This is a genomic window from Kaistella sp. SH40-3 (genome assembly GCF_030686865.1).
Taxonomy (GTDB): domain Bacteria; phylum Bacteroidota; class Bacteroidia; order Flavobacteriales; family Weeksellaceae; genus Kaistella.
The window spans coordinates 269,941-288,567 of sequence record NZ_JAQYUS010000005.1; the positions used below are offsets into that span (position 1 = coordinate 269,941).

An 18,627-nucleotide genomic window follows, 5' to 3' on the forward strand; every position below is an offset into this window, starting at 1 on the left:
CGTGCGGAAAACAGCATATTTATTAAGAAAACTTTGCGCTCCTTGCGTTTAAAATTTTCATTATTATTGAATATGGATATACATAAAAATAATTAATGAAAAATTGAAAAGCAATTAATTGTAATGAAAGTAGTAAGCATAACATTCAAAAATAATAAAATGAAATCACTGAATTGTGTTACTGGTTTCTTAATTTTGACCAACTTTTAATTATGGAAAAATTTAATCTCGGTTTTGTACTTTCTGGGGGTGGAACAAAAGGCGTGGCTCATGCTGGAATTTTAAAATTCTTGGCAGAGAAAAATATTCAACCAGATGTTTTGGCTTGTTGCAGTGCCGGTTCTATAGTAGGAGCACTTCACGCAGCAGGAAAATCACCAGAAGAAATTCTCGATTTTTTTAAGTCAGTCTATTTTTTTAACTGGCGACATTTTACTTTTAATAAACCAGGATTGGTTTCCTCTATGATTTTTTCAACTTATCTAAAACCTATTTTCGAGGACATGACCATTGGCGATTTGAATATAGAAGTGAAAATTATTGCCACAGAACTGGTTTCGGGAAAACAAAAACTTTTTGATAAAACTGATAAAGTAGTTGATGCGGTAATCGCTTCGTGTTCTATTCCGGGCATTACAACTCCGCATATTGTGAACGGTGAAATGTTTAGTGATGGCGGCGTTCTTAATAATTTTCCAGCAGATATTATTTCCGGTGATTGTAATCAACTGATTGGCAGTTATGTTTCGCCACCGCAAAATGTGGAATTATCAGATTTAAATTCTATTAAAGCAATTACGTCTCGTGCCTATGATTTGCTTTCTCACCGTACAGAAATTTACAAATTTGCATATTGCGACTGGTTTATCACCTCTCAGAAATTAGCGCAGTATGGAACTTTCGAAAGGAAAGCCAACCGTTTAGAAGAAATCTTTGAAATCGGATATCAGGCAGCGAAGAATTCCTACGAAGACAGCGCTTTTAGTACAACAAGTATTTAGGATAAATTAAAAGTCCCACAATTACAGACGCAATCGCCATTAAAAACACCGAGCCCGCTGCGATATCTTTAATGATTTTAATGCTAACATCATATTCTGGCTGAATCATATCACAGATTTTCTCAACACAGGTATTCAGGATTTCTAAACTTAAAACCGCAAACGCAACGACTAAAATGATGGTTGCTTCAATTGCAGTTACTTTAAAATAAACAATCAGGAAAAGGTTGATGAGAAGAGCCAGAACTTCAATCTGAAAATTGCGTTCCGATTTCAGCATCCAGATTACGCCTTGGATGGCGTTCCAAAAACTTTTATGAATAGAAGGTTTCCGCATTACCAGTTTTTATCGACCATATAAATTAACTGACCCATTACCGCTGCTCCTAACAATAATTCTCTTCTGTTTACTTTATCGAAAGTATCTTCTTCGGAATGATGAATGTCGAAATATCTTTGCGAATCTGGACTTAATTCGGCTAACGGAACACCCAAAGGTTCCATAGGTTCGATATCGGTTCCTGCATATTCCAGTTCGAAATTATGAACGCCATAAGGTAAGAAAAGGTTTCTCCAGGATTGAACTTGCTTGCGTTTTTCCGGACTCATGACCAAACCAAATCCGCGTGGGGTAAATCCGCCGCCATCACTTTCGATTGCGAAGAGATGCTTTTCATTGTTTTTCTTAATGTTTTCAGCATATTGATTTCCTCCTTTTACGCCATTTTCTTCGTTGGCAAAACATACCACTCGAATGGTGTGATTATTTTTAATTCCCAATTTTTTAAAAGTTCTCAATACTTCAATACTTTGCACAATTCCAGCACCGTCATCTTGCGCACCTTCGCCAACATCCCAGGAATCTAAATGTCCGCCAACTACGATTACACTTTGGTCTCTATTTCCCGTAATTTCTCCAATGACAGTATGCGAAAGTTTCTCGCCTTTCATGGTTGCATTAGAATTCAATTTGGCAATTACCTTTTGAGTTTTCAAAGTTTTCTCCAGTTCATCGGCACTTTTTGGTCCTATGGCAACAGCAGGAATTTTCGCCATATCATCAGCATCATAACGCATCGCTCCAGTATGTGGAACATCATCATAAGCCGAAGAAAGCGAACGGATAATCACGGCTTTTGCGCCTCTTTTTCCAGCCCAAGATGCAGCACTTCTTCTGTATTTACCAGCATCTCCATAGGCTTGTCCGGTTGAAATAAACTGTTGGTTAAAGGCATAGTTAAAGAATATAATTTTCCCTTTGATGGCGGCATCCGGAAGTTTGTCGAAGTCTTCTTTATTCTTTACAAAGACAATTTCTGCTTCTACATCTTTTCCCTTTGATCCTTCAGAATTCCCTAAAGAAAGCATTTTTAAAGATTTCCATTTTCCGTTTCCTTCTTTTATTTGAAGAGATTCTTTGCCTCTTTCCCAGACTGGAACCATGACTTCTTCTTTCCAAACTTTATCTGCACCAGCTTCTTTTAATTTTTGAACTGCCCAATCAGTGGCTTTTTCGTACGCTGCCGAGCCGCTTAAACGGTGACCGATGTTTTGTGTTAAATCTCTTAAGCTTTCGTAAGCCGTTCCATTAACCAATATTTCATCTGAAATATTTTTGAATTGAATAGAATCAGCGTTTTTTTGTGCAAATAGAAATCCGCCCAAAAAGAGCGGAAGTACTTTTATAATAGAGTATTTCATAGGGTTTGCTAATTAGTAAACCCAAATTTAAATAAAATTAATAACAATTAGATCTATTATTGCTTCATATCAAACATAATCAAAGCGGTTACTAATTTTGGTTCAATATAAGTGCATTTTGGCGGCATGATTATTTTGTGGTTAGAAACCTTTAACAAATCATTAAAACTCACCGGATGAATCCCGAAACCAACTTTATATTGGCCCGAATCTACACTTTCTTTAATTCGGTTAATCCCTTCGACGTTTGAGGTTCCCTTAATATAAGTGATTTTTTCCGTCGTCTTCGGATCGCTGATTCCCAGAATATCTTTTATAATAAATTCTTCTAAAAGGAAATGATCTAGATCGTTCATCGAACTTTGTTGTTTTCGTAACTCATGTTTTACATGCAGGGAATAAAATTTTCCACCTAAATACATAGAGATGTGGAATTTTTGAGAAGGGTAATAAGGCTGATCTCCTTTTTCATGAATAAGGAAATTTTTTTCTATCGCAGCTATAAATTCCTTTTCACTTAGACCGTTTAAATCCTCCAATAATCGGTTATAATCATGAATTTTTATGGACTGATTAGAAACCACGTAACTAAAAACATAATTGTATAATTCAGTACCGTTATGTTTTTTGTTTTTGTTTTTTTGATTTTCTGCGTTAAGGGCGGTAGATCCAATTCTGTGGTGACCATCTGCAATATAAAACGAATCAATTTGTTCGAGAACTTCTTTAAACTGAAGCATTTTCAAGCGGTTATCGATTTGCCAAACTTTGTGTCTGGTACCATTATCATCTACATAATTAAGAATAGGGACATTCTTTTCTTCATGATTCATCAGCATTTCCACTTTCGGATTTGCCATATAAGTAAGCAAAACGGGCTCTGCCTGTACATTTACTTTATCTAAATAATAAGACAGTTTTTCCTTTTTCTGAGTCAGCGTAGATTCGTGCTTTTTAATTTTACCATGTTTAAAATCATCAACACTAACCAAACCTAGAAGACCACGAAATACCGTTTTATTCGGTAAAATTTGCGAATATAAATAATAGGATGAATTGTCCCGAACTAATTTTCGAGCATCTAAAAGTTCCTCGAAATTTGTTCTGATTTTTCTAAGATTACGGTCAATATCTTTTGATTTGCTAACCACATAAGGTTTAATCATTTGAATGTAGGACGAATCTGTTTGAGATTTTTTATTGATCTCTTCCTGCGAAAAATTATCCAACGGATGGGTAGGGAATATCTCTACATAATCTTCGCTTGGTCGGATTCCTCTAAATGGTTTAAATATAGGCATATGGTACTACAGTTTCTTTTTAATCTCTATAATTTGCTCTGCAAGTTCTCTTCCAATTTTCTGTTGTGCGTCCGCAGTATTTCCTCCTAAATGCGGTGAAAGAGACAAGTTTGGATTCATCAAAAGAGCCAGTTCTGGGCTGGGTTCATTTTCAAAAACATCAAGTGCAGCGCCGGCTACTTTTCCATTTTCAATCGCATCCAGTAAAGTAACTTCATTCATGACGCCACCTCTAGCGGTATTTACAATAAAAACACCGTCTTTCATTAATTTAAATTCCGCAGCATCAATAATATATGAAGTTGTTTTCGGAGTATTGATACTCAAAAAATCTACGTCTTTTAAAAATTCTTTTGTATCGTTTGTAGAATTGATCTTAAATTCTACTTTTTGACCATCAAAAAAATCAAGAGATATTGTTTCTGTTTTTGGTCTTCTGGTAAGGACCTTAACTTTCATTCCTAATGAAATCCCGATTTTTACAACTTCCTGACCAATTCCGCCAAAGCCAATTACTCCTAAAGTTTTACCTTCTAATTCTACCGCAGATGAGAATGATTTTTTCAATGCCTTGAAATGCGTTTCGCCTTCCAGTGGCATTAATCTGTTGGACTCATGCAGAAATCTCGCCAAAGAGAAAAAATGGGCAAAAACTATTTCAGCAACAGAACGACTTGATGCATTTGGAGTATTGATGACGTAAAGTCCTTTTTCAATCGCGTATTCAACATCGATATTATCCATACCAACGCCGCCGCGACCGACGATTTTTAAACCTGGACAGCCATCTATTAATTCTTTTCTAACTTTAGTTGCGCTTCGAACCAGTAATACATCGACTTTGTTTTCATTGATAAAATTGATCAGATGTTCCTGGGAAACTTTTGCTTCTAAAATTTCGATTCCCGCATTTTTCAGCAGATCTTCTCCGGCTTTAGAAATACCGTCATTAGCAAGAACTATCATTTATATTAAATTTTGCATTACGTCAACTAAAACCTGAACACTTTCGATTGGCATTGCATTATACATACTTGCACGGTAGCCACCTAAACTTCGGTGACCATTCAGACCACTGATTCCGGCTTCTTTCCAGGCGTTATCGAATTTTTCTTTTTTAGACTCATCTGTTAATTTGAAAGAAACGTTCATCAGCGAACGGTCTTCTTCTTTAACACAGAAGGTTTCAAATAAAGGATTGCGGTCAATTTCTCCGTACAATAATTTTGCTTTTGCTTCATTTCTTGTTTCTGCCGTTGCAATTCCTCCGTTATTTTCTAAATGTTGTAATGTTAAAAGAGAAGCGTAAACCGGGAAAACCGGTGGGGTATTGTACATCGATTCTTTTGCTACATGTAAAGAATAATCGAGCATTGAAGGAATGTCTCTTCCTGTTTTTCCTAAAATTTCTTTTTTCACAACGACCAAAGTTGCTCCTGCAGGACCCATATTTTTTTGAGCACCAGCATAAATTAAATCAAACTGTGAAAAATCAATTACTCTTGAGAAAATATCTGAACTCATATCACAAACCATTACCGTATCTACTTTGGGGAATTCTCTCATTTGAGTTCCGTAAATGGTATTGTTAGAGGTACAGTGAAAATAGTCGTATTCGCTTCCTACTATATAATCTTTTGGAATAAAGGAATAATTCTCTTCTTTTGAGGAACTAACAACATCAACGGTTCCTAATTTTTTTCCTTCTTTAATCGCACCTGCAGCCCATGTTCCCGTATCTAAATAAGCGGCTTTTCCGTTTTCAGATTTCATTAAATTAAATGGAACCATGGCGAACTGTAAACTGGCGCCACCACCTAAATATAAAACTTCATAATCATCACCTAAGTTCATTAATCTTTTTACGATGGCTCTGGCTTCATCCATTACAGCCACAAAATCTTTGCTACGGTGGGAAATTTCTAAAAGTGATAATCCACTGCCGTTAAAATCGAGAATTGCTTCGGCAGATTTCTGGAAAACTTCTTGTGGTAAAATGCAGGGACCTGCACTGAAGTTGTGTTTTTTACTCATACTTTTTGATTTTTATAAGAACTCGAGCGACTGCAAAGTCGTTGATATTCTTGAGTGAGAAAGATGTTAAAAAGGTAAAAAAAAACGCCCACATTTTGTGAGCGGTTTATTATTCTCCGTGTAAAAATGCTTTTTTCTCGAGTAAACTTTCCTCTGATTCCACATGGTCTTCATCTGGAATACAGCAGTCGACAGGACAAACAGCCGCACATTGCGGTTCTTCATGAAAGCCAATACATTCGGTACATTTATCGGTAACAATGAAATAAACATCATCGCTTACGGGTTCTTGTGGATCATCGGCATCAATGGATAAACCTGACTTCAAAACTACTTTTCCTTTGAGTGCAGTTCCATCGGAGGCTTTCCAATCTACCGCTCCTTCATAGATCGCATTGTTCGGACATTCCGGCTCACAAGCGCCACAATTAATACATTCGTCTGTTATTTTAATAGCCATTGCTACTTTATTTTTTTAAATTTGTACAAAGTTACAAATAATTCCGTGCATCATACAAGTTTTCTCTAGTTTGCTGATGAATACACGAATTTATTTTTTTAGGTAACAAAACAAAAGCAGCAAAAAGCAACCAAATTAAGAGTTTGTTGTACTACTTGTTGTACTTTTATGTCATACTAAAATCATCCAGAAAAGTCCCTTTTCAGCACATTTTACAGAAAATTAGTAGTCGTTTCTCTAAACATTACTAACCTTAAATTGTTTTACTATGGCATCGTTAAAATTTGTACTAAAAACGCAGCAACTGGATAAAGCCGGAAATTGCTCTCTTTACATCAGGCTCATTAAAGACCGAAAAACTAAATTTATTTCAACTGGAGTAAAACTTAAACCTAATCAATGGGATGGAGACAGTCAGAAAGTCAGAAAATGTTATCCCAACAGTACCAGAATGAATGCTGTTTTGGCGGTTAAGATTGCTGATGCTACCATGATGGTTTTAGAAGAAGAAAAGAAAATCCAAAACATTACAGCACAGCAGATAAAACAGGCGTTAAAAGGCGAAGATCGAATCAATTTTTTCGATTATCAGCAAAAAACTTTTAATCGTTTACGAAATACATTAGCAGCGGCAACAATATATAATTATGAATCATTGATTAAAAAATTCAAAGAATTTATTGGTCATGATGATCTGACTTTAAACGATATAACCGTATCACTTTTGAAAGACTACATTAATTTTCTCACCGTGGTGAAAAAAAACTCTAACATTTCAATCAAAACTTGCCTAATACCTCTTGCTAAAATTTTCAACTCTGCGATAGAAGATGGTATTATTGACAAAAACATTTATCCCTTTGATAAAATAAAAATTAGAACAAATGTTCACAAGAGAAATTTTTTATCATTAGAACAGTTCGAAAATTTCAAAAACTATAACAAGGAAAGAAAATGTAAGGTTAAACTTTGCCAGGATATGTTCATCTTCGCGGTGTCCGCTGGAGGTTTACGATTTTCTGACGTCGCCACTTTGCGGTGGGAAGAAGTGGATATGGAAAAGGGTATTATTGAAAGGAAAATTAGTAAAAGTGGTAGAGTACACCGCATAAAAATTGGTACAACTGCGGCTGAAGTTCTTTTGAAGTACTATTCCAATAATGTCGAAAAGCAAGCCTTTATATTCCCGATTATTCTAAGAGGTAAGTTTGATCTTGGAAATCCGGAATTCAAAAGAAAAAAAATAGCATCTGCAAATGTGATTTGTAATCTGCATCTGCGTAAAATTGGCCAAGAATTAAAATTTCCTTTCCAGTTACATTTTCATTTAAGTCGTCATACTTTCGCGACGCAAGCTCTGAGTAGGGGAATGCGGATCGAGTATGTCAGCAAGTTAATGGATCATTCCAAAATAAGTACAACTCAAATTTATGCTAAAGTAATCGATGATGATTTAGATAAGGCAGTTGATCAATATGTAATGTAGATTTCATATGAATTGCTATTCATTGGATATGAATTTTTGCCAATTAACACTTATTTATTATCATATTTATTAAAAAATGGCTCTGTTTTGAAAATGGAGTCATTTTTATGCTTTACTTTTCATAGTTTAGCATTTGCTAATAAATGAAATTTCGGTGACTGATACCTGAATTGTTATGAAATGAGAGAAAGCGACCTAGTATAAAACACACAATGACTGAAAATATTCTCTGACAATTAGATTTAAAATACATTATAAGGATGTTAGTAAACCATATCATTAAAGAGTCTGTGCCGTTCGCACAATTTTCGTCTGTTAAGTTGACGGAAACTTTTAATCCGTTATTTGATGTTGAACAAGACACTGACCGTGGTTCAGAATACTATTGCCAGCAATTAATATCAAAAGTCTTTTCAATAACCCACTCTCAAATTCCCGAATTTATTTGTCATCATTGCAAACAGGTATCAGAGTCCATGCTTTGGTTAAATAAATTCGAAAAACTCATTTCTGTTAATGATGAATTATTTAAAGGCGAGCGGGGTCAGAGCAGATTGGTCAAACTTTATACATCTATCGAATCGAAACGCAATACATTAAAGTCTTTAGATCTTAATGTAAGTCTGTTAAGACCAAATAAGAAGCAAATTAATGCAGAATCAGAAGAACGTTATTTCTCATTTTGGGAATTAAAGAATAAACTGGCTACCTTAAGCAGTGACAATGAAAAAATCCTTCTTTTAATGGAAGAGAAATTTGAATATCTACAGGCCAATATTGAATTTGTCAACAGAAATCTTCAGGATTATAATCTGCAATGCAAAAAAGAGATTGAGCATTTATATGCCTTAAAAAAGTTGAAAGAAGAAATATCGAAAATTGATAGTCCGGAAGTTGTACAAAAGACTTTTCAGGGAAAAATAAAACTACATGGTCCAACAAATATTTTAGTCCATGCTTTTAAACAGATGATGTATGGTTTAAAACCAAACGGCAATTTTTATATTCAAATGACAAACAGTGAGTTAGCAGATTTTATCTGTGATAGTTTTCTGGATCAACACGGAAAGACGCTTTCAAAATCCACAGTGCTCACATACCTGTCTCCAACCAGAACCGATAAAGATCCGAATAATGACAGTGCTGTTACTTGGAAGTCTGATTTTTGAATTTCAGAAAATCTTATAATACTATTGATAATTAAGTGGTTGCAAAAAACTTAGTCCGATCAGACTAAAAAAGACCAATCAGACTTCCGGAACCTTTATTCCTTTGCTTCATAATCTTAAAACCAATAGTATTATGGAAGCAATTATTTTAACCAAAGAACAATTTGAAGGTTTAATCGCTAAAATCGATGACCTCTCAAGGAACTTCAATTCTCGGAATGGTTCAAAACAGGACCAGTTTCTCGATAATGAAGAATTCATAACCATGATGAAGATCTCCAGAAGAACCGCCCAAACTTGGCGTGACGAAGGCAAGATTTCTTTCTCTCAAGTCGGTAACAAAATCTACTACAAACTTTCTGATGTAGAGAAAACGATGCAGGAGCATTACAACAAATCCTTTGCGAAATAGTAATTCATTTCCCGCTTTTTTCTGAAATCTAAAAGCCCTCTACATTTCAGAGGGCTTTTGTCTAAGACTCAATGTCTAAAGTTCAGTATCTACCATCTAACCTCCAAAATCTAATCAAAATGAAATCAACCATATTTATAAATTTCAATGAAGTTGTTGAAAACAAAGACATCCTGAAAATATTAGATGATATTAAAACGGGCGTATATATTAACCCGATTACTTATCTCAGAAAATCACTCGCCGATAATAAAATGGAGGCTGCAGAAAGAGCCAAGAAATCACTTCCGGCATTCACACCCTCTGCAACTTTTAAAAGGGGCCGTAAAATGGAATTTCTTACAAAGTATAATCCTTTAGTGGTTTTGGATATTGATAAACTTCCAAAGGAAAAACTAAAGGAGTGCCGGAAAACCTTACTGGAAGAACCTTTAGTATTTGCCTCATTTCTAAGCCCCTCTGGCAACGGTATAAAAATTCTGGTCCAAATAGAAACCGAAAAAGAGAATCACAAAGAAACCTTTCTGGCTTTACAGAAACACTTTGAACAACTTCTCCAGGTTGAAATCGACAAATCAGGAAAAGACATCACCCGTCTATGTTTCGTCTCCTTCGATCCCGAATTATTCCTGAACGAAAACTCCACCGTCTTTACAACAGCATCGAAGCAATCTTCCACTGTAAGTAATCACAACCATCCTTCATCCAGCATCAAACATCAAACACCCATCACTTACGACGCAGTCTACGAACACACCGTCCGTTTTACCGAAAAAAAAGAATCATTCGTGGACGGTAACAGAAACAATTTCGTCTTCCAGTTGGCGAATAATCTCAACAGGAAAGGGATTCCGGAAGCAATGGCTCTGGGTTATATTTTAGCAGATTATGACTACAACAGTCAGGAAGTTGCCACCGCTGTAAAAAGTGCTTATGCAAATACTTCAGACTTTAATACCGATGATTTTAAACCTCAAAAACAAACTGGAAAATCCGCGCAATCTGCGAGCGTAAAAGAACCTGATAAAAATACTTCAAAATCCCGGTCACTGAGCGGAGTCGAAGTGAGTGACGACGAAGAAACGCCATCCTATATCGATAAACTGGAAATGTTCCTAAACAAACGATACAACTTTCGCTACAATTCAGTGTTAGGAAAACTTGAATTCAAAACCCTCACCGCTCATCTTTGGAAACCGATGACTGACTTTGCAGAAAATTCAATCCTCCGCGAGATCCTGAAAGCAAAAGTGAAGTGCAGTATCAATTCCTTACGGAATTTGCTGCACTCCGATTATTGCGAAATGTATGATCCATTCGAAGACTATTTTAAAGATCTTCCGGAAGTCCAGGATGACACCGATTGGCTCGAAAAATTGGCAGATACCATCACTACTTCAAAACAGGACCTTTGGAGAATATGTTTCAAGAAATGGTTTGTTGCTATGGTGGCTTGTGTACTGAATGAAAAACAGGTAAATCAAACCGTCATTGTCTTTTCAGGAAAACAGGGTCTTGGTAAAACAACCTGGATAGAAAAACTAATGCCCACACCTTTAAAAGAATATATCTTTTCAGGGACTATAAATCCTAGCAATAAAGACACTTTAATCCACTTGGCAGAATGCATGTTGATTAATCTTGATGAACTCGAAAATCTAAACAGAACCGAAATTGGCTCCCTAAAAGAAATCATTACAAAAACCCACATCAGGATTCGTAAAGCCTACGGCCATAACAACGAAAACATGCCACGAAGAGCCAGTTTCGCTGGCTCAGTAAATACCGCGCAATTCCTAAATGATACTACTGGCTCGCGCCGTTTCCTCTGCTTTGAAGTAGAGCACATCGAATACACCCATGATATTGATATTAATTTAGTGTACTCGCAAGCATTGAAACTGTACAACGATGGTTTCCGCCATTGGTTCAATCAGGAAGAAACAAAAGAGATCAATGCGAATAATGAACAGTATCAGTTGAAATCGCCGGAAGAAGAATTACTTCTGACTTGGTTTGAACCTGCAAATAGACACAATGCAACCTACTTTTTCAATACCACACAGATTGCACAGGTATTAGCAAGCAGAGCGAATTTAAATATTACAGATACTTCAGTTCGTAAAATTGGTATGGCTTTAAAGAAGCATGGCTTTACCAGAATCTCTAAGAATAAGATTTACGTTTACCCAATTCTTTTGAAAGAATTTGAAGAGGTCGATAAGGAAAACAAGCAGTCTGGGGACAAATTACCTGATACATTATTCCAGCAAATTTAAAATCAAAATAGATACGTCGGATTTCATTTTAACGAGTGGTTGCTGAGCATGTCGAAGCACACTCATTTTCTTTGATAAACGTTGTTTTATGGGAGTAAGTGGAGTAAGTGATTTTTCAGTAAACAATTTTTATTTTTTTTAACTCAAATAAAATAGGCTGAAATAGAACATTTCAAAGCAAAGGGCGAAGTACCCTTTATTACTTTGCGTTCAAATCATCGTTTAAAATAGTTTTTTTTGAAATTAAAAAACAAATTATTCTTTTTGGCCAAATTCAGTTACTTACTTACTCCATGATTTATTTCCTCTTTTTTCTTCGGTTTGCTTTTCGTATTTTTGGAAGTCCCATCAAAAAAATAAATTCTTTCACATTTTACATGAGCAACTTTACACAGACCTTTAAAAATATTGACGACTTATTGTACAAAGATTCAGGTGCAGACAGCGAAATCGACTATATCGAGCAGTCTTCCTGGATTTTATTTTTGCGCTATCTCGAATCTTTAGAACAGGACAAAGAAGATCAGGCAATCTTGGAAGGAAAAGAATATCAATACATACTCGAAGAAAAATTCCGCTGGAGTAGTTGGGCAAAACCCAAATCGCAAAACGGAGTGGCAAGTCATCATCTGGAATTATCAGGTCCCGATTTAGTACAGTTTGTTCAAACCGAACTTTTTCCTTACCTCGCAGAATTTAAGAATTTACACATCGATAATCCTAAAACGATTGAATACAAAATCGGTGAGATTTTCTCGGAACTTAATAATAAAGTAAAGTCTGGGTATAATCTTAGGGAGATTATCGATATGGTAGACCAACTGCCTTTCGGTACTTCCAAAGACAAACATGAACTCAGTCACCTTTACGAAACCAAAATCAAAAACATGGGGAATGCCGGCAGAAATGGCGGGCAATATTATACCCCACGTCCGCTGATTCGTGCCATGATTTCGGTGATTGATCCGAAAATTGGAGAAAAAATTTATGATCCCGCTTGTGGAAGTGCAGGTTTCCTTTGCGAAGCGTACGATTACCTCTATCAAAAGATGGATAAGACCTCGCTGAATTTGGCGACACTTCAGGACGAAACTTTTTACGGAAAAGAGAAAAAAAACCTCGCCTATATCATCGGTACCATGAATATGATTCTGCACGGCATTGAAGCACCAAACATAACGCACACTAATACTTTGGGCGACAGCATTCGAGATATTCAGGAAAAAGACCGTTACCATATCATTTTAGCCAATCCGCCTTTTGGTGGTAAGGAAAGAGTTGAAGTACAGCAAAACTTTGATATTAAAACCGGGGAAACCGCTTTTCTCTTTATGCAGCATTTTATTAAATCTTTGAAAGCAGGCGGAAGAGCATCTGTAGTTATTAAAAACACCTTTCTTAGCAATACCGATAATGCTTCTGTGGCATTGAGAAAACACCTTTTGGAAACCTGTAATCTACATACGGTCTTAGATATGCCACAAGGAACATTTCTGGGTGCTGGTGTAAAAACGGTGGTCTTGTTTTTTACCAAAGGAGAACCCACTACCAAAACATGGTTTTACCAAATGATCGCAGGCAGAAGTATGGGTAAAACAAATCCTTTGAACGATAATGATTTAAAAGACTTTGTCACTTTAGAAAAAACGAAACCTGAAACCGAACAATCCTGGATGCTCAATATTGCTGATATTGATCAAAACACTTTTGATCTTTCTGTTAAAAATCCTAATAAACCCGAAGAAGAACCTTTGCGCGAGCCGGTCTTAATATTAGAAGAAATGCAGTCTTTGGATGAGGAAACCAATGAGATTTTATCAACTTTAAATGAATTGGTAGGATGAAGAATGAAGTTTTAAAAGTAGAGAACAGGATCTTTGATATTGAAGGTGAAAAAGTAATGCTGGATAGTGATCTTGCAAAAATGTATGGTGTTGCAACGAAAGTTTTGAACCAGGCAGTTAAGAGGAATTTAGACAGATTCCCAAAGCAGTTTAGATTTGTATTATCAGAATTACAATATGAAAACTTGTGGTCACAAATTGTGACCACAAGTGGATCTTCACAAAATCACGGAGGTAGAAGAACAATGCCATTTGTATTTACTGAGCAAGGTGTTGCGATGCTTTCCGCCGTATTAAAAAGTGATACAGCAGTAAAAGTAAGTGTAGAAATAATGCAGGCTTTTGTGCAGATGCGAAACAATATCAATAGCAATATTTCCCTATTGCAGTTATCACAGGATTTTGAACAATTCAAATTGCAAACTGGTGGTAACTTTGATAAGATCTTTAAAGCGTTGGAAGGAAATACAGAAATTCCCAAACAAGGTATTTTCTTTGAAGGGCAAACTTATGATGCCTTTGTTTTCATGAAACAATTGATTGGCAAAGCAAAAACCAATCTAACGATTATAGACAATTACATTGATGAAACCGTTATTACAATGCTTACGGCTAAAACAGAAGGTGTAAAAGTGAATTTACTTACCAAAAATATCAGCAAACAATTAGAATTAGAAGTAAAAAAAGCAAATCTGCAATATCCGTCGATAAGATTGAAGAAATTTGATTCTTCACACGATCGTTTTATCATTATCGATGGCAAAGAAATCTATCATCTTGGTGCATCTTTAAAAGATTTGGGAAACAAGTGGTTTGCATTTTCAAAAATGGAGGTAGGAAGTGTAGAAATTTTATCAACTTTAAATGAATTAATTTAATATGACTAAGAGTATTGAAATTAAAAAATTTGAAGATTTTTTTGATATAACATCAAGTAAGAGAGTTTACAAATCAGAATGGACTACCGACGGAGTACCTTTTTACAGAACACGAGAAATAGTAAAGATTTCTAAATATGGTTCTGTGGAAAATGAATTATATATTTCGAACGAAATGTATAATGATTACAAATTAAAATATGGTGTTCCACAAGAAGGGGATATATTAGTTACTGCTGTCGGCACACTTGGTATCTGCTATTGTATTAAAGAAAATGATAAATTTTATTTTAAAGATGGTAATATTATTTGGTTAAAAAAAAAGCAAGAAATAAACAGTAGATATGTAGAATATCTTTTCAAATCTGAATCTGTTATTAAGCAAGTTAATAGTCACATTGGCGCAGTAGTAGGGACATTTACTATTGAAAAAGCAAAAAAAACTAAAATACCTGTTCCTCCACTTACCCAGCAACAAGCCATTGTAGAAAAATTAGATTTCGCTTTTGAAGCCATAGAAAAAGCCAAAGCCAATATTAAAAAAAATATACAAAACGCTAAAGAACTTTTTCAAAGTAAACTGAATGAGATTTTTTCGCAGAAAGGGGAAGGTTGGGAAATTAGATCTTTAGGTGAATTAGGAAAAGTGTCAATGTGCAAAAGAATAATGAAGGATCAGACTAAAGATGAAGGAGATATTCCTTTTTATAAAATTGGAACTTTCGGAAAAAAACCTAATGCATTCATCAGTAAAGAAATTTTTCATGAGTATAGTAGAAAATATTCTTATCCTAAAAAAGGAGAAATTTTACTTTCTGCTTCAGGAACGATAGGAAGATGTGTTGTATTTGACGGTGCGCCTTCTTTTTTTCAAGACTCAAATATTGTTTGGATTACTCATGATGAAAAATTAGTTTTAAATGAATTTCTATTTCAATTTTATAAAATATGTGACTGGAATCCATCAAAAGGTGCGACAATATCAAGACTTTACAATAATGATTTAAAAAAAATCAAAATTAACTTTCCAAAAATTGAACAACAAAAAAAACTGATTCCCCGTATTGAAAAATTACAAGAGCAAACCGATATTCTTCAAGAAAAATACAAGCAAAAACTAGCCAATCTGGAAGAACTGAAGAAAAGTATTTTGGAGAAAGCTTTTAAAGGGGAGTTAGCCTAAGCTGATATTTTAATGTTGTCAGACTTTTAAACTTGGACAGAATTCACAAGATGACAAATTATGAATTGAAGATAGAATTAAGTTCAAACTTGAAGATATAATTACACACAAATAAAACACAAAATACTATGGCGAAAATTAAAAGATGGGGTGAGAACCTTGATGTAAAAAACATTGTAATACATCAACTTCTAAAAGAAAGTGGCGATAGACTAGTAAAGGCTAAGCTATCAGAAAATCTTCTGCATATTGGTGATAAAGAAAAGGTTTTTTTGGGTAATCTAGATCACTCGTATCATAAAAAATCAAATCCAATTTATGGGATTTTTGCAAATGAGTACCCGCATTTTAAAACTTTATTAAAATCGTATCTTAGTGGAGAAATAGAATTTTTTGAGTTTTCAGTGGAGGTTACTAATTATTACGAAACTGTCTTAAAAAGAACACCCGCTTCGACTGGTGGATTCATGATTTTATGTGAATATACTAACACTACAACCAATTGTGACTTACTGCTGGTTTTAATGATTAATAATAAAGACGGATATTTGATTAATGAAGAAGATTTAACTCTCGAGAATGTTAAAAATTTAGATTTAAGCAAAGTAGATGTTGCCTGTATCATAAATCTAACTGATTGGGCCAAAATAGAAGACGCTGAACCAACTGATCGTACAACCTATTTGTCGTTCGTAAAAGGTTTGAAAGAAGTTAGTTTTTATTTTATGTCTTTTATTGATGTAAATAATAAAAATACAAGTTCTGAATCAACAAGTAGATTGGTTAGAGCAATCGATGATTATGCTGATAGAAAAGGATGGGATCGAGATACTAAAATTAATAAGAGAAATAGAGTATTTACTCATTGCGAAGAATGTATGAACGCAAAAAGAGAAATTTTACTTTCAAGTATATCTCCTTTTATGAATGAAGAAAATCCGCAAGATTTTGAAGATTTTTGCATGAGCGATGATTATAAAGTAAGTGCTATAATTAGTGGGGATCGAACTAAAATGAGGAATTTAAAAACCATAATTTTCGCAGATAAGCAACTTAAAATAGAATTTGATACAAAACTTGTTTTAGACGAACTAATTATACTTAGTCCGAATGAAAAAAATTTAACAATAAAAAATATTTCTCCACTATTACGGGATAAAATATTAGCGCTTACAAAAAATGCTTAATTCTATTGTAAATATCATAGAAAAGTCATCTGCAGTAGTTGTAGATGGTGATTATTTAATATGCGATTACATTGTAGAAGATACTTCAATAATATCATTATTATTCACAAATGAATATATCGATAACTCTTCTGTCGATTCAATTGTTGTTGGTAATTTAATAAAGATTGAATTTATTTTGTCAAGAATATTTTCACTAGGTTTCTTTTTAACTGAAGAATCTTTTATTCTTAAACATCGGTATAAATTTCCTTCTTATCCCATATACATATTTCAACAAAAAAAATACTTAAAAGATAATTTGCCATTCGTAAATCAGTATAAAAGTGTAATCAAATTAGTTGAAAATATCATCACTAATTCCAAACATTCTTATGAAGAGTTAAATATCCAAAATGCAATAATTTTACGAAATGAATCTTCATTGTATCTACCATTAAAATACAGCAATGAAGATTTAACTTATCTAAAAACTTCCTCAATTGAAAAACTTCATTTATTTACTGGCTTGCTTTCAAGTAAAAGTTTTGAAGATAAAAAAGATGCTTATTTAAATCATTTAGTTTCATATTTAAATAGCATAGATGATGATCAAATACGTTTTTCATTTTTATTAAAAAATTTCGAAAGATTTTATGACAAGGCACAAACCTCGTACAATTATTATTTACGACAATATACTTACTCTAAATTTAAGCTAGAGTTGGACTCGAAAGCATTGGAATTTAATCAAAAAATACAAGCTGTAATAAATGACTCTCAAACAAAATTAATCGCAATACCAACAGCATTAGTTCTAGTTTTAACGACATTAAATTATGAAGATATTAATTCGCCTAAAAATTATTTAGCAATAATTGGTTTAGTAATTTTTTGTATTTTCATTCAATTGTTTATTAATAACCAAAAATCTGCAATAAATTTCGTTCAAGCGAATATTAAACATTATAAGTCAACATTTAAAGAAACTGAATTAACGGAGATGGAACAATCTTTTAGTAAAGTAAATGAAGAAAAAAATAAACAGATTAAAAGATTACAAATAATAGAAATTTTATTGTGGTTTATTCCACTATTAACGATATCTGTTATATTATTTTTAAATACTTTAAAAATAATATCTAGTGGAATGATTATATTATATTTTATTATTTCACTAATTATTTATTTTCAAGCGCAAAAGTGAAGATCAAAAAATCTTAATTATTGCATAGCATGAATTAAAAAGATTATTAAATAAACAATGAACGAATCCGAAACAAGAGCCGAACTCATAGATCCACACTTAAAAGTGCGTGGATGGCAAGAGGTACCAGACAGCCGCGTTCGTCGGGAATATCCCATTACGAAGGGCCGTTTGATTGGTAATAACAAAAGAACTGCACCCAGTAAAGCCGATTATATTCTGCAATACAAAAACAGACATGTTGCGGTCATTGAAGCCAAAGCAGATACCTGTTATTACACCGAAGGGCTTGGTCAGGCAAAAGATTATGCAGAACGTTTAAATCTTCGTTTCGCTATTTGTACCAATGGTCTTAAATATTACCTCGTTGATATGCAGGGAGACGAGAAGGATATTAATGAAGTTCCTACGCCGGAAGAATTGTGGGAAATGCTCTATGCAAAGGAAGAAAAACAACATCCTGCAGAATTTAATTGGCAGCAGAAGTTTTATGATATCCCTTTTGA

17 protein-coding genes are annotated in these 18,627 nt (G+C 34.2%); 11 read left to right on the top strand and 6 right to left on the bottom strand.

Annotated elements, in window-relative coordinates; genetic code table 11:
• Nucleotides 1-212: 212 nt before the first annotated feature.
• The gene (locus tag PUH65_RS10415; RefSeq protein WP_305519939.1) at nucleotides 213-1,001 is read left to right on the top strand and encodes a patatin-like phospholipase family protein; all 789 of its coding nucleotides are present in this window, start codon (nucleotides 213-215) and stop codon (nucleotides 999-1,001) included.
• Here PUH65_RS10415 and PUH65_RS10420 read toward each other — a convergent pair.
• The 6 genes from PUH65_RS10420 to PUH65_RS10445 all read right to left on the bottom strand — a co-directional run bounded on the left by PUH65_RS10420 (nucleotide 982) and on the right by PUH65_RS10445 (nucleotide 6,497).
• Nucleotides 982-1,338, bottom strand: a complete 357-nt coding sequence (locus tag PUH65_RS10420; protein ID WP_305519940.1) for a diacylglycerol kinase family protein — start codon at nucleotides 1,336-1,338, stop codon at nucleotides 982-984. The genes PUH65_RS10415 and PUH65_RS10420 overlap by 20 nt on opposite strands.
• Nucleotides 1,338-2,702: a M20/M25/M40 family metallo-hydrolase gene (locus PUH65_RS10425; protein ID WP_305519941.1), complete on the bottom strand. Its 1,365-nt coding sequence runs from the start codon at nucleotides 2,700-2,702 to the stop codon at nucleotides 1,338-1,340. The genes PUH65_RS10420 and PUH65_RS10425 overlap by 1 nt, the downstream gene beginning before the upstream one ends.
• Before the next feature lie 56 nt (nucleotides 2,703-2,758).
• Nucleotides 2,759-4,003: a DUF1015 domain-containing protein gene (locus PUH65_RS10430; RefSeq protein WP_305519942.1), complete on the bottom strand. Its 1,245-nt coding sequence runs from the start codon at nucleotides 4,001-4,003 to the stop codon at nucleotides 2,759-2,761.
• Nucleotides 4,004-4,009: 6 nt separating this feature from the next.
• A complete protein-coding gene (locus tag PUH65_RS10435; RefSeq protein ID WP_305519943.1) occupies nucleotides 4,010-4,969 on the bottom strand; it encodes a D-2-hydroxyacid dehydrogenase in 960 nt (319 codons plus the stop codon).
• Nucleotides 4,970-6,037 carry a 3-phosphoserine/phosphohydroxythreonine transaminase gene (serC, locus tag PUH65_RS10440; protein ID WP_305519944.1) on the bottom strand — a complete coding sequence of 356 codons (1,068 nt, stop codon included), beginning with the start codon at nucleotides 6,035-6,037 and terminating at the stop codon, nucleotides 4,970-4,972.
• 109 nt (nucleotides 6,038-6,146) lie between these two features.
• Nucleotides 6,147-6,497 (bottom strand): 4Fe-4S dicluster domain-containing protein, encoded by a 351-nt coding sequence (locus tag PUH65_RS10445; protein WP_193812383.1) that lies wholly within the window; start codon nucleotides 6,495-6,497, stop codon nucleotides 6,147-6,149.
• Nucleotides 6,498-6,765: 268 nt separating this feature from the next.
• Between PUH65_RS10445 and PUH65_RS10450 the strand changes: the two genes are divergently transcribed.
• The 10 genes from PUH65_RS10450 to PUH65_RS10495 all read left to right on the top strand — a co-directional run.
• The gene (locus PUH65_RS10450; protein ID WP_305519945.1) at nucleotides 6,766-7,983 is read left to right on the top strand and encodes a site-specific integrase; all 1,218 of its coding nucleotides are present in this window, start codon (nucleotides 6,766-6,768) and stop codon (nucleotides 7,981-7,983) included.
• 260 nt (nucleotides 7,984-8,243) lie between these two features.
• Nucleotides 8,244-9,152, top strand: coding sequence for a hypothetical protein (locus PUH65_RS10455; RefSeq protein ID WP_305519946.1), 909 nt, complete (start codon nucleotides 8,244-8,246; stop codon nucleotides 9,150-9,152).
• A 133-nt stretch (nucleotides 9,153-9,285) separates the two neighbouring features.
• Nucleotides 9,286-9,564: a helix-turn-helix domain-containing protein gene (locus PUH65_RS10460; RefSeq protein WP_290216431.1), complete on the top strand. Its 279-nt coding sequence runs from the start codon at nucleotides 9,286-9,288 to the stop codon at nucleotides 9,562-9,564.
• Between the two features lie 119 nt (nucleotides 9,565-9,683).
• Entirely contained in the window at nucleotides 9,684-11,843 is a 2,160-nt protein-coding gene (locus tag PUH65_RS10465) for a VapE domain-containing protein (RefSeq protein ID WP_305519947.1), read from the top strand.
• A gap of 377 nt (nucleotides 11,844-12,220) precedes the next feature.
• Nucleotides 12,221-13,687 carry an N-6 DNA methylase gene (locus tag PUH65_RS10470; protein WP_305519948.1) on the top strand — a complete coding sequence of 489 codons (1,467 nt, stop codon included), beginning with the start codon at nucleotides 12,221-12,223 and terminating at the stop codon, nucleotides 13,685-13,687.
• The gene (locus tag PUH65_RS10475) at nucleotides 13,684-14,565 is read left to right on the top strand and encodes an ORF6N domain-containing protein (protein ID WP_305519949.1); all 882 of its coding nucleotides are present in this window, start codon (nucleotides 13,684-13,686) and stop codon (nucleotides 14,563-14,565) included. Before PUH65_RS10470 ends, PUH65_RS10475 begins: the two co-directional genes overlap by 4 nt.
• 1 nt (nucleotide 14,566) lies before the next feature.
• A complete protein-coding gene (locus tag PUH65_RS10480) occupies nucleotides 14,567-15,748 on the top strand; it encodes a restriction endonuclease subunit S (RefSeq protein ID WP_305519950.1) in 1,182 nt (393 codons plus the stop codon).
• 128 nt (nucleotides 15,749-15,876) lie between these two features.
• Complete coding sequence (locus PUH65_RS10485; RefSeq protein ID WP_305519951.1) at nucleotides 15,877-16,935, top strand: nucleoid-associated protein; 1,059 nt, start codon at nucleotides 15,877-15,879, stop codon at nucleotides 16,933-16,935.
• Nucleotides 16,928-18,121: a hypothetical protein gene (locus PUH65_RS10490; protein ID WP_305519952.1), complete on the top strand. Its 1,194-nt coding sequence runs from the start codon at nucleotides 16,928-16,930 to the stop codon at nucleotides 18,119-18,121. The genes PUH65_RS10485 and PUH65_RS10490 overlap by 8 nt, the downstream gene beginning before the upstream one ends.
• 57 nt (nucleotides 18,122-18,178) lie before the next feature.
• Nucleotides 18,179-18,627 (top strand): type I restriction enzyme HsdR N-terminal domain-containing protein (locus tag PUH65_RS10495; RefSeq protein ID WP_305519953.1); only part of this gene is annotated, 449 nt, incomplete at its 3' end.

What these genes read in the sequence shown, in the direction of transcription:
- serC (WP_305519944.1), bottom strand. Translation starts at nt 6,037, where the DNA reads ATGAGTAAAAAACACAACTTCAGTGCAGGTCCCTGCATTTTACCACAA.
- PUH65_RS10465 (WP_305519947.1), top strand. Translation starts at nt 9,684, where the DNA reads ATGAAATCAACCATATTTATAAATTTCAATGAAGTTGTTGAAAACAAA.
- PUH65_RS10415 (WP_305519939.1), top strand. Translation starts at nt 213, where the DNA reads ATGGAAAAATTTAATCTCGGTTTTGTACTTTCTGGGGGTGGAACAAAA.
- PUH65_RS10455 (WP_305519946.1), top strand. Translation starts at nt 8,244, where the DNA reads ATGTTAGTAAACCATATCATTAAAGAGTCTGTGCCGTTCGCACAATTT.
- PUH65_RS10460 (WP_290216431.1), top strand. Translation starts at nt 9,286, where the DNA reads ATGGAAGCAATTATTTTAACCAAAGAACAATTTGAAGGTTTAATCGCT.
- PUH65_RS10425 (WP_305519941.1), bottom strand. Translation starts at nt 2,702, where the DNA reads ATGAAATACTCTATTATAAAAGTACTTCCGCTCTTTTTGGGCGGATTT.
- PUH65_RS10450 (WP_305519945.1), top strand. Translation starts at nt 6,766, where the DNA reads ATGGCATCGTTAAAATTTGTACTAAAAACGCAGCAACTGGATAAAGCC.
- PUH65_RS10490 (WP_305519952.1), top strand. Translation starts at nt 16,928, where the DNA reads ATGCTTAATTCTATTGTAAATATCATAGAAAAGTCATCTGCAGTAGTT.
- PUH65_RS10485 (WP_305519951.1), top strand. Translation starts at nt 15,877, where the DNA reads ATGGCGAAAATTAAAAGATGGGGTGAGAACCTTGATGTAAAAAACATT.
- PUH65_RS10420 (WP_305519940.1), bottom strand. Translation starts at nt 1,338, where the DNA reads ATGCGGAAACCTTCTATTCATAAAAGTTTTTGGAACGCCATCCAAGGC.
- PUH65_RS10475 (WP_305519949.1), top strand. Translation starts at nt 13,684, where the DNA reads ATGAAGAATGAAGTTTTAAAAGTAGAGAACAGGATCTTTGATATTGAA.
- PUH65_RS10470 (WP_305519948.1), top strand. Translation starts at nt 12,221, where the DNA reads ATGAGCAACTTTACACAGACCTTTAAAAATATTGACGACTTATTGTAC.
- PUH65_RS10445 (WP_193812383.1), bottom strand. Translation starts at nt 6,497, where the DNA reads ATGGCTATTAAAATAACAGACGAATGTATTAATTGTGGCGCTTGTGAG.
- PUH65_RS10430 (WP_305519942.1), bottom strand. Translation starts at nt 4,003, where the DNA reads ATGCCTATATTTAAACCATTTAGAGGAATCCGACCAAGCGAAGATTAT.
- PUH65_RS10480 (WP_305519950.1), top strand. Translation starts at nt 14,567, where the DNA reads ATGACTAAGAGTATTGAAATTAAAAAATTTGAAGATTTTTTTGATATA.
- PUH65_RS10435 (WP_305519943.1), bottom strand. Translation starts at nt 4,969, where the DNA reads ATGATAGTTCTTGCTAATGACGGTATTTCTAAAGCCGGAGAAGATCTG.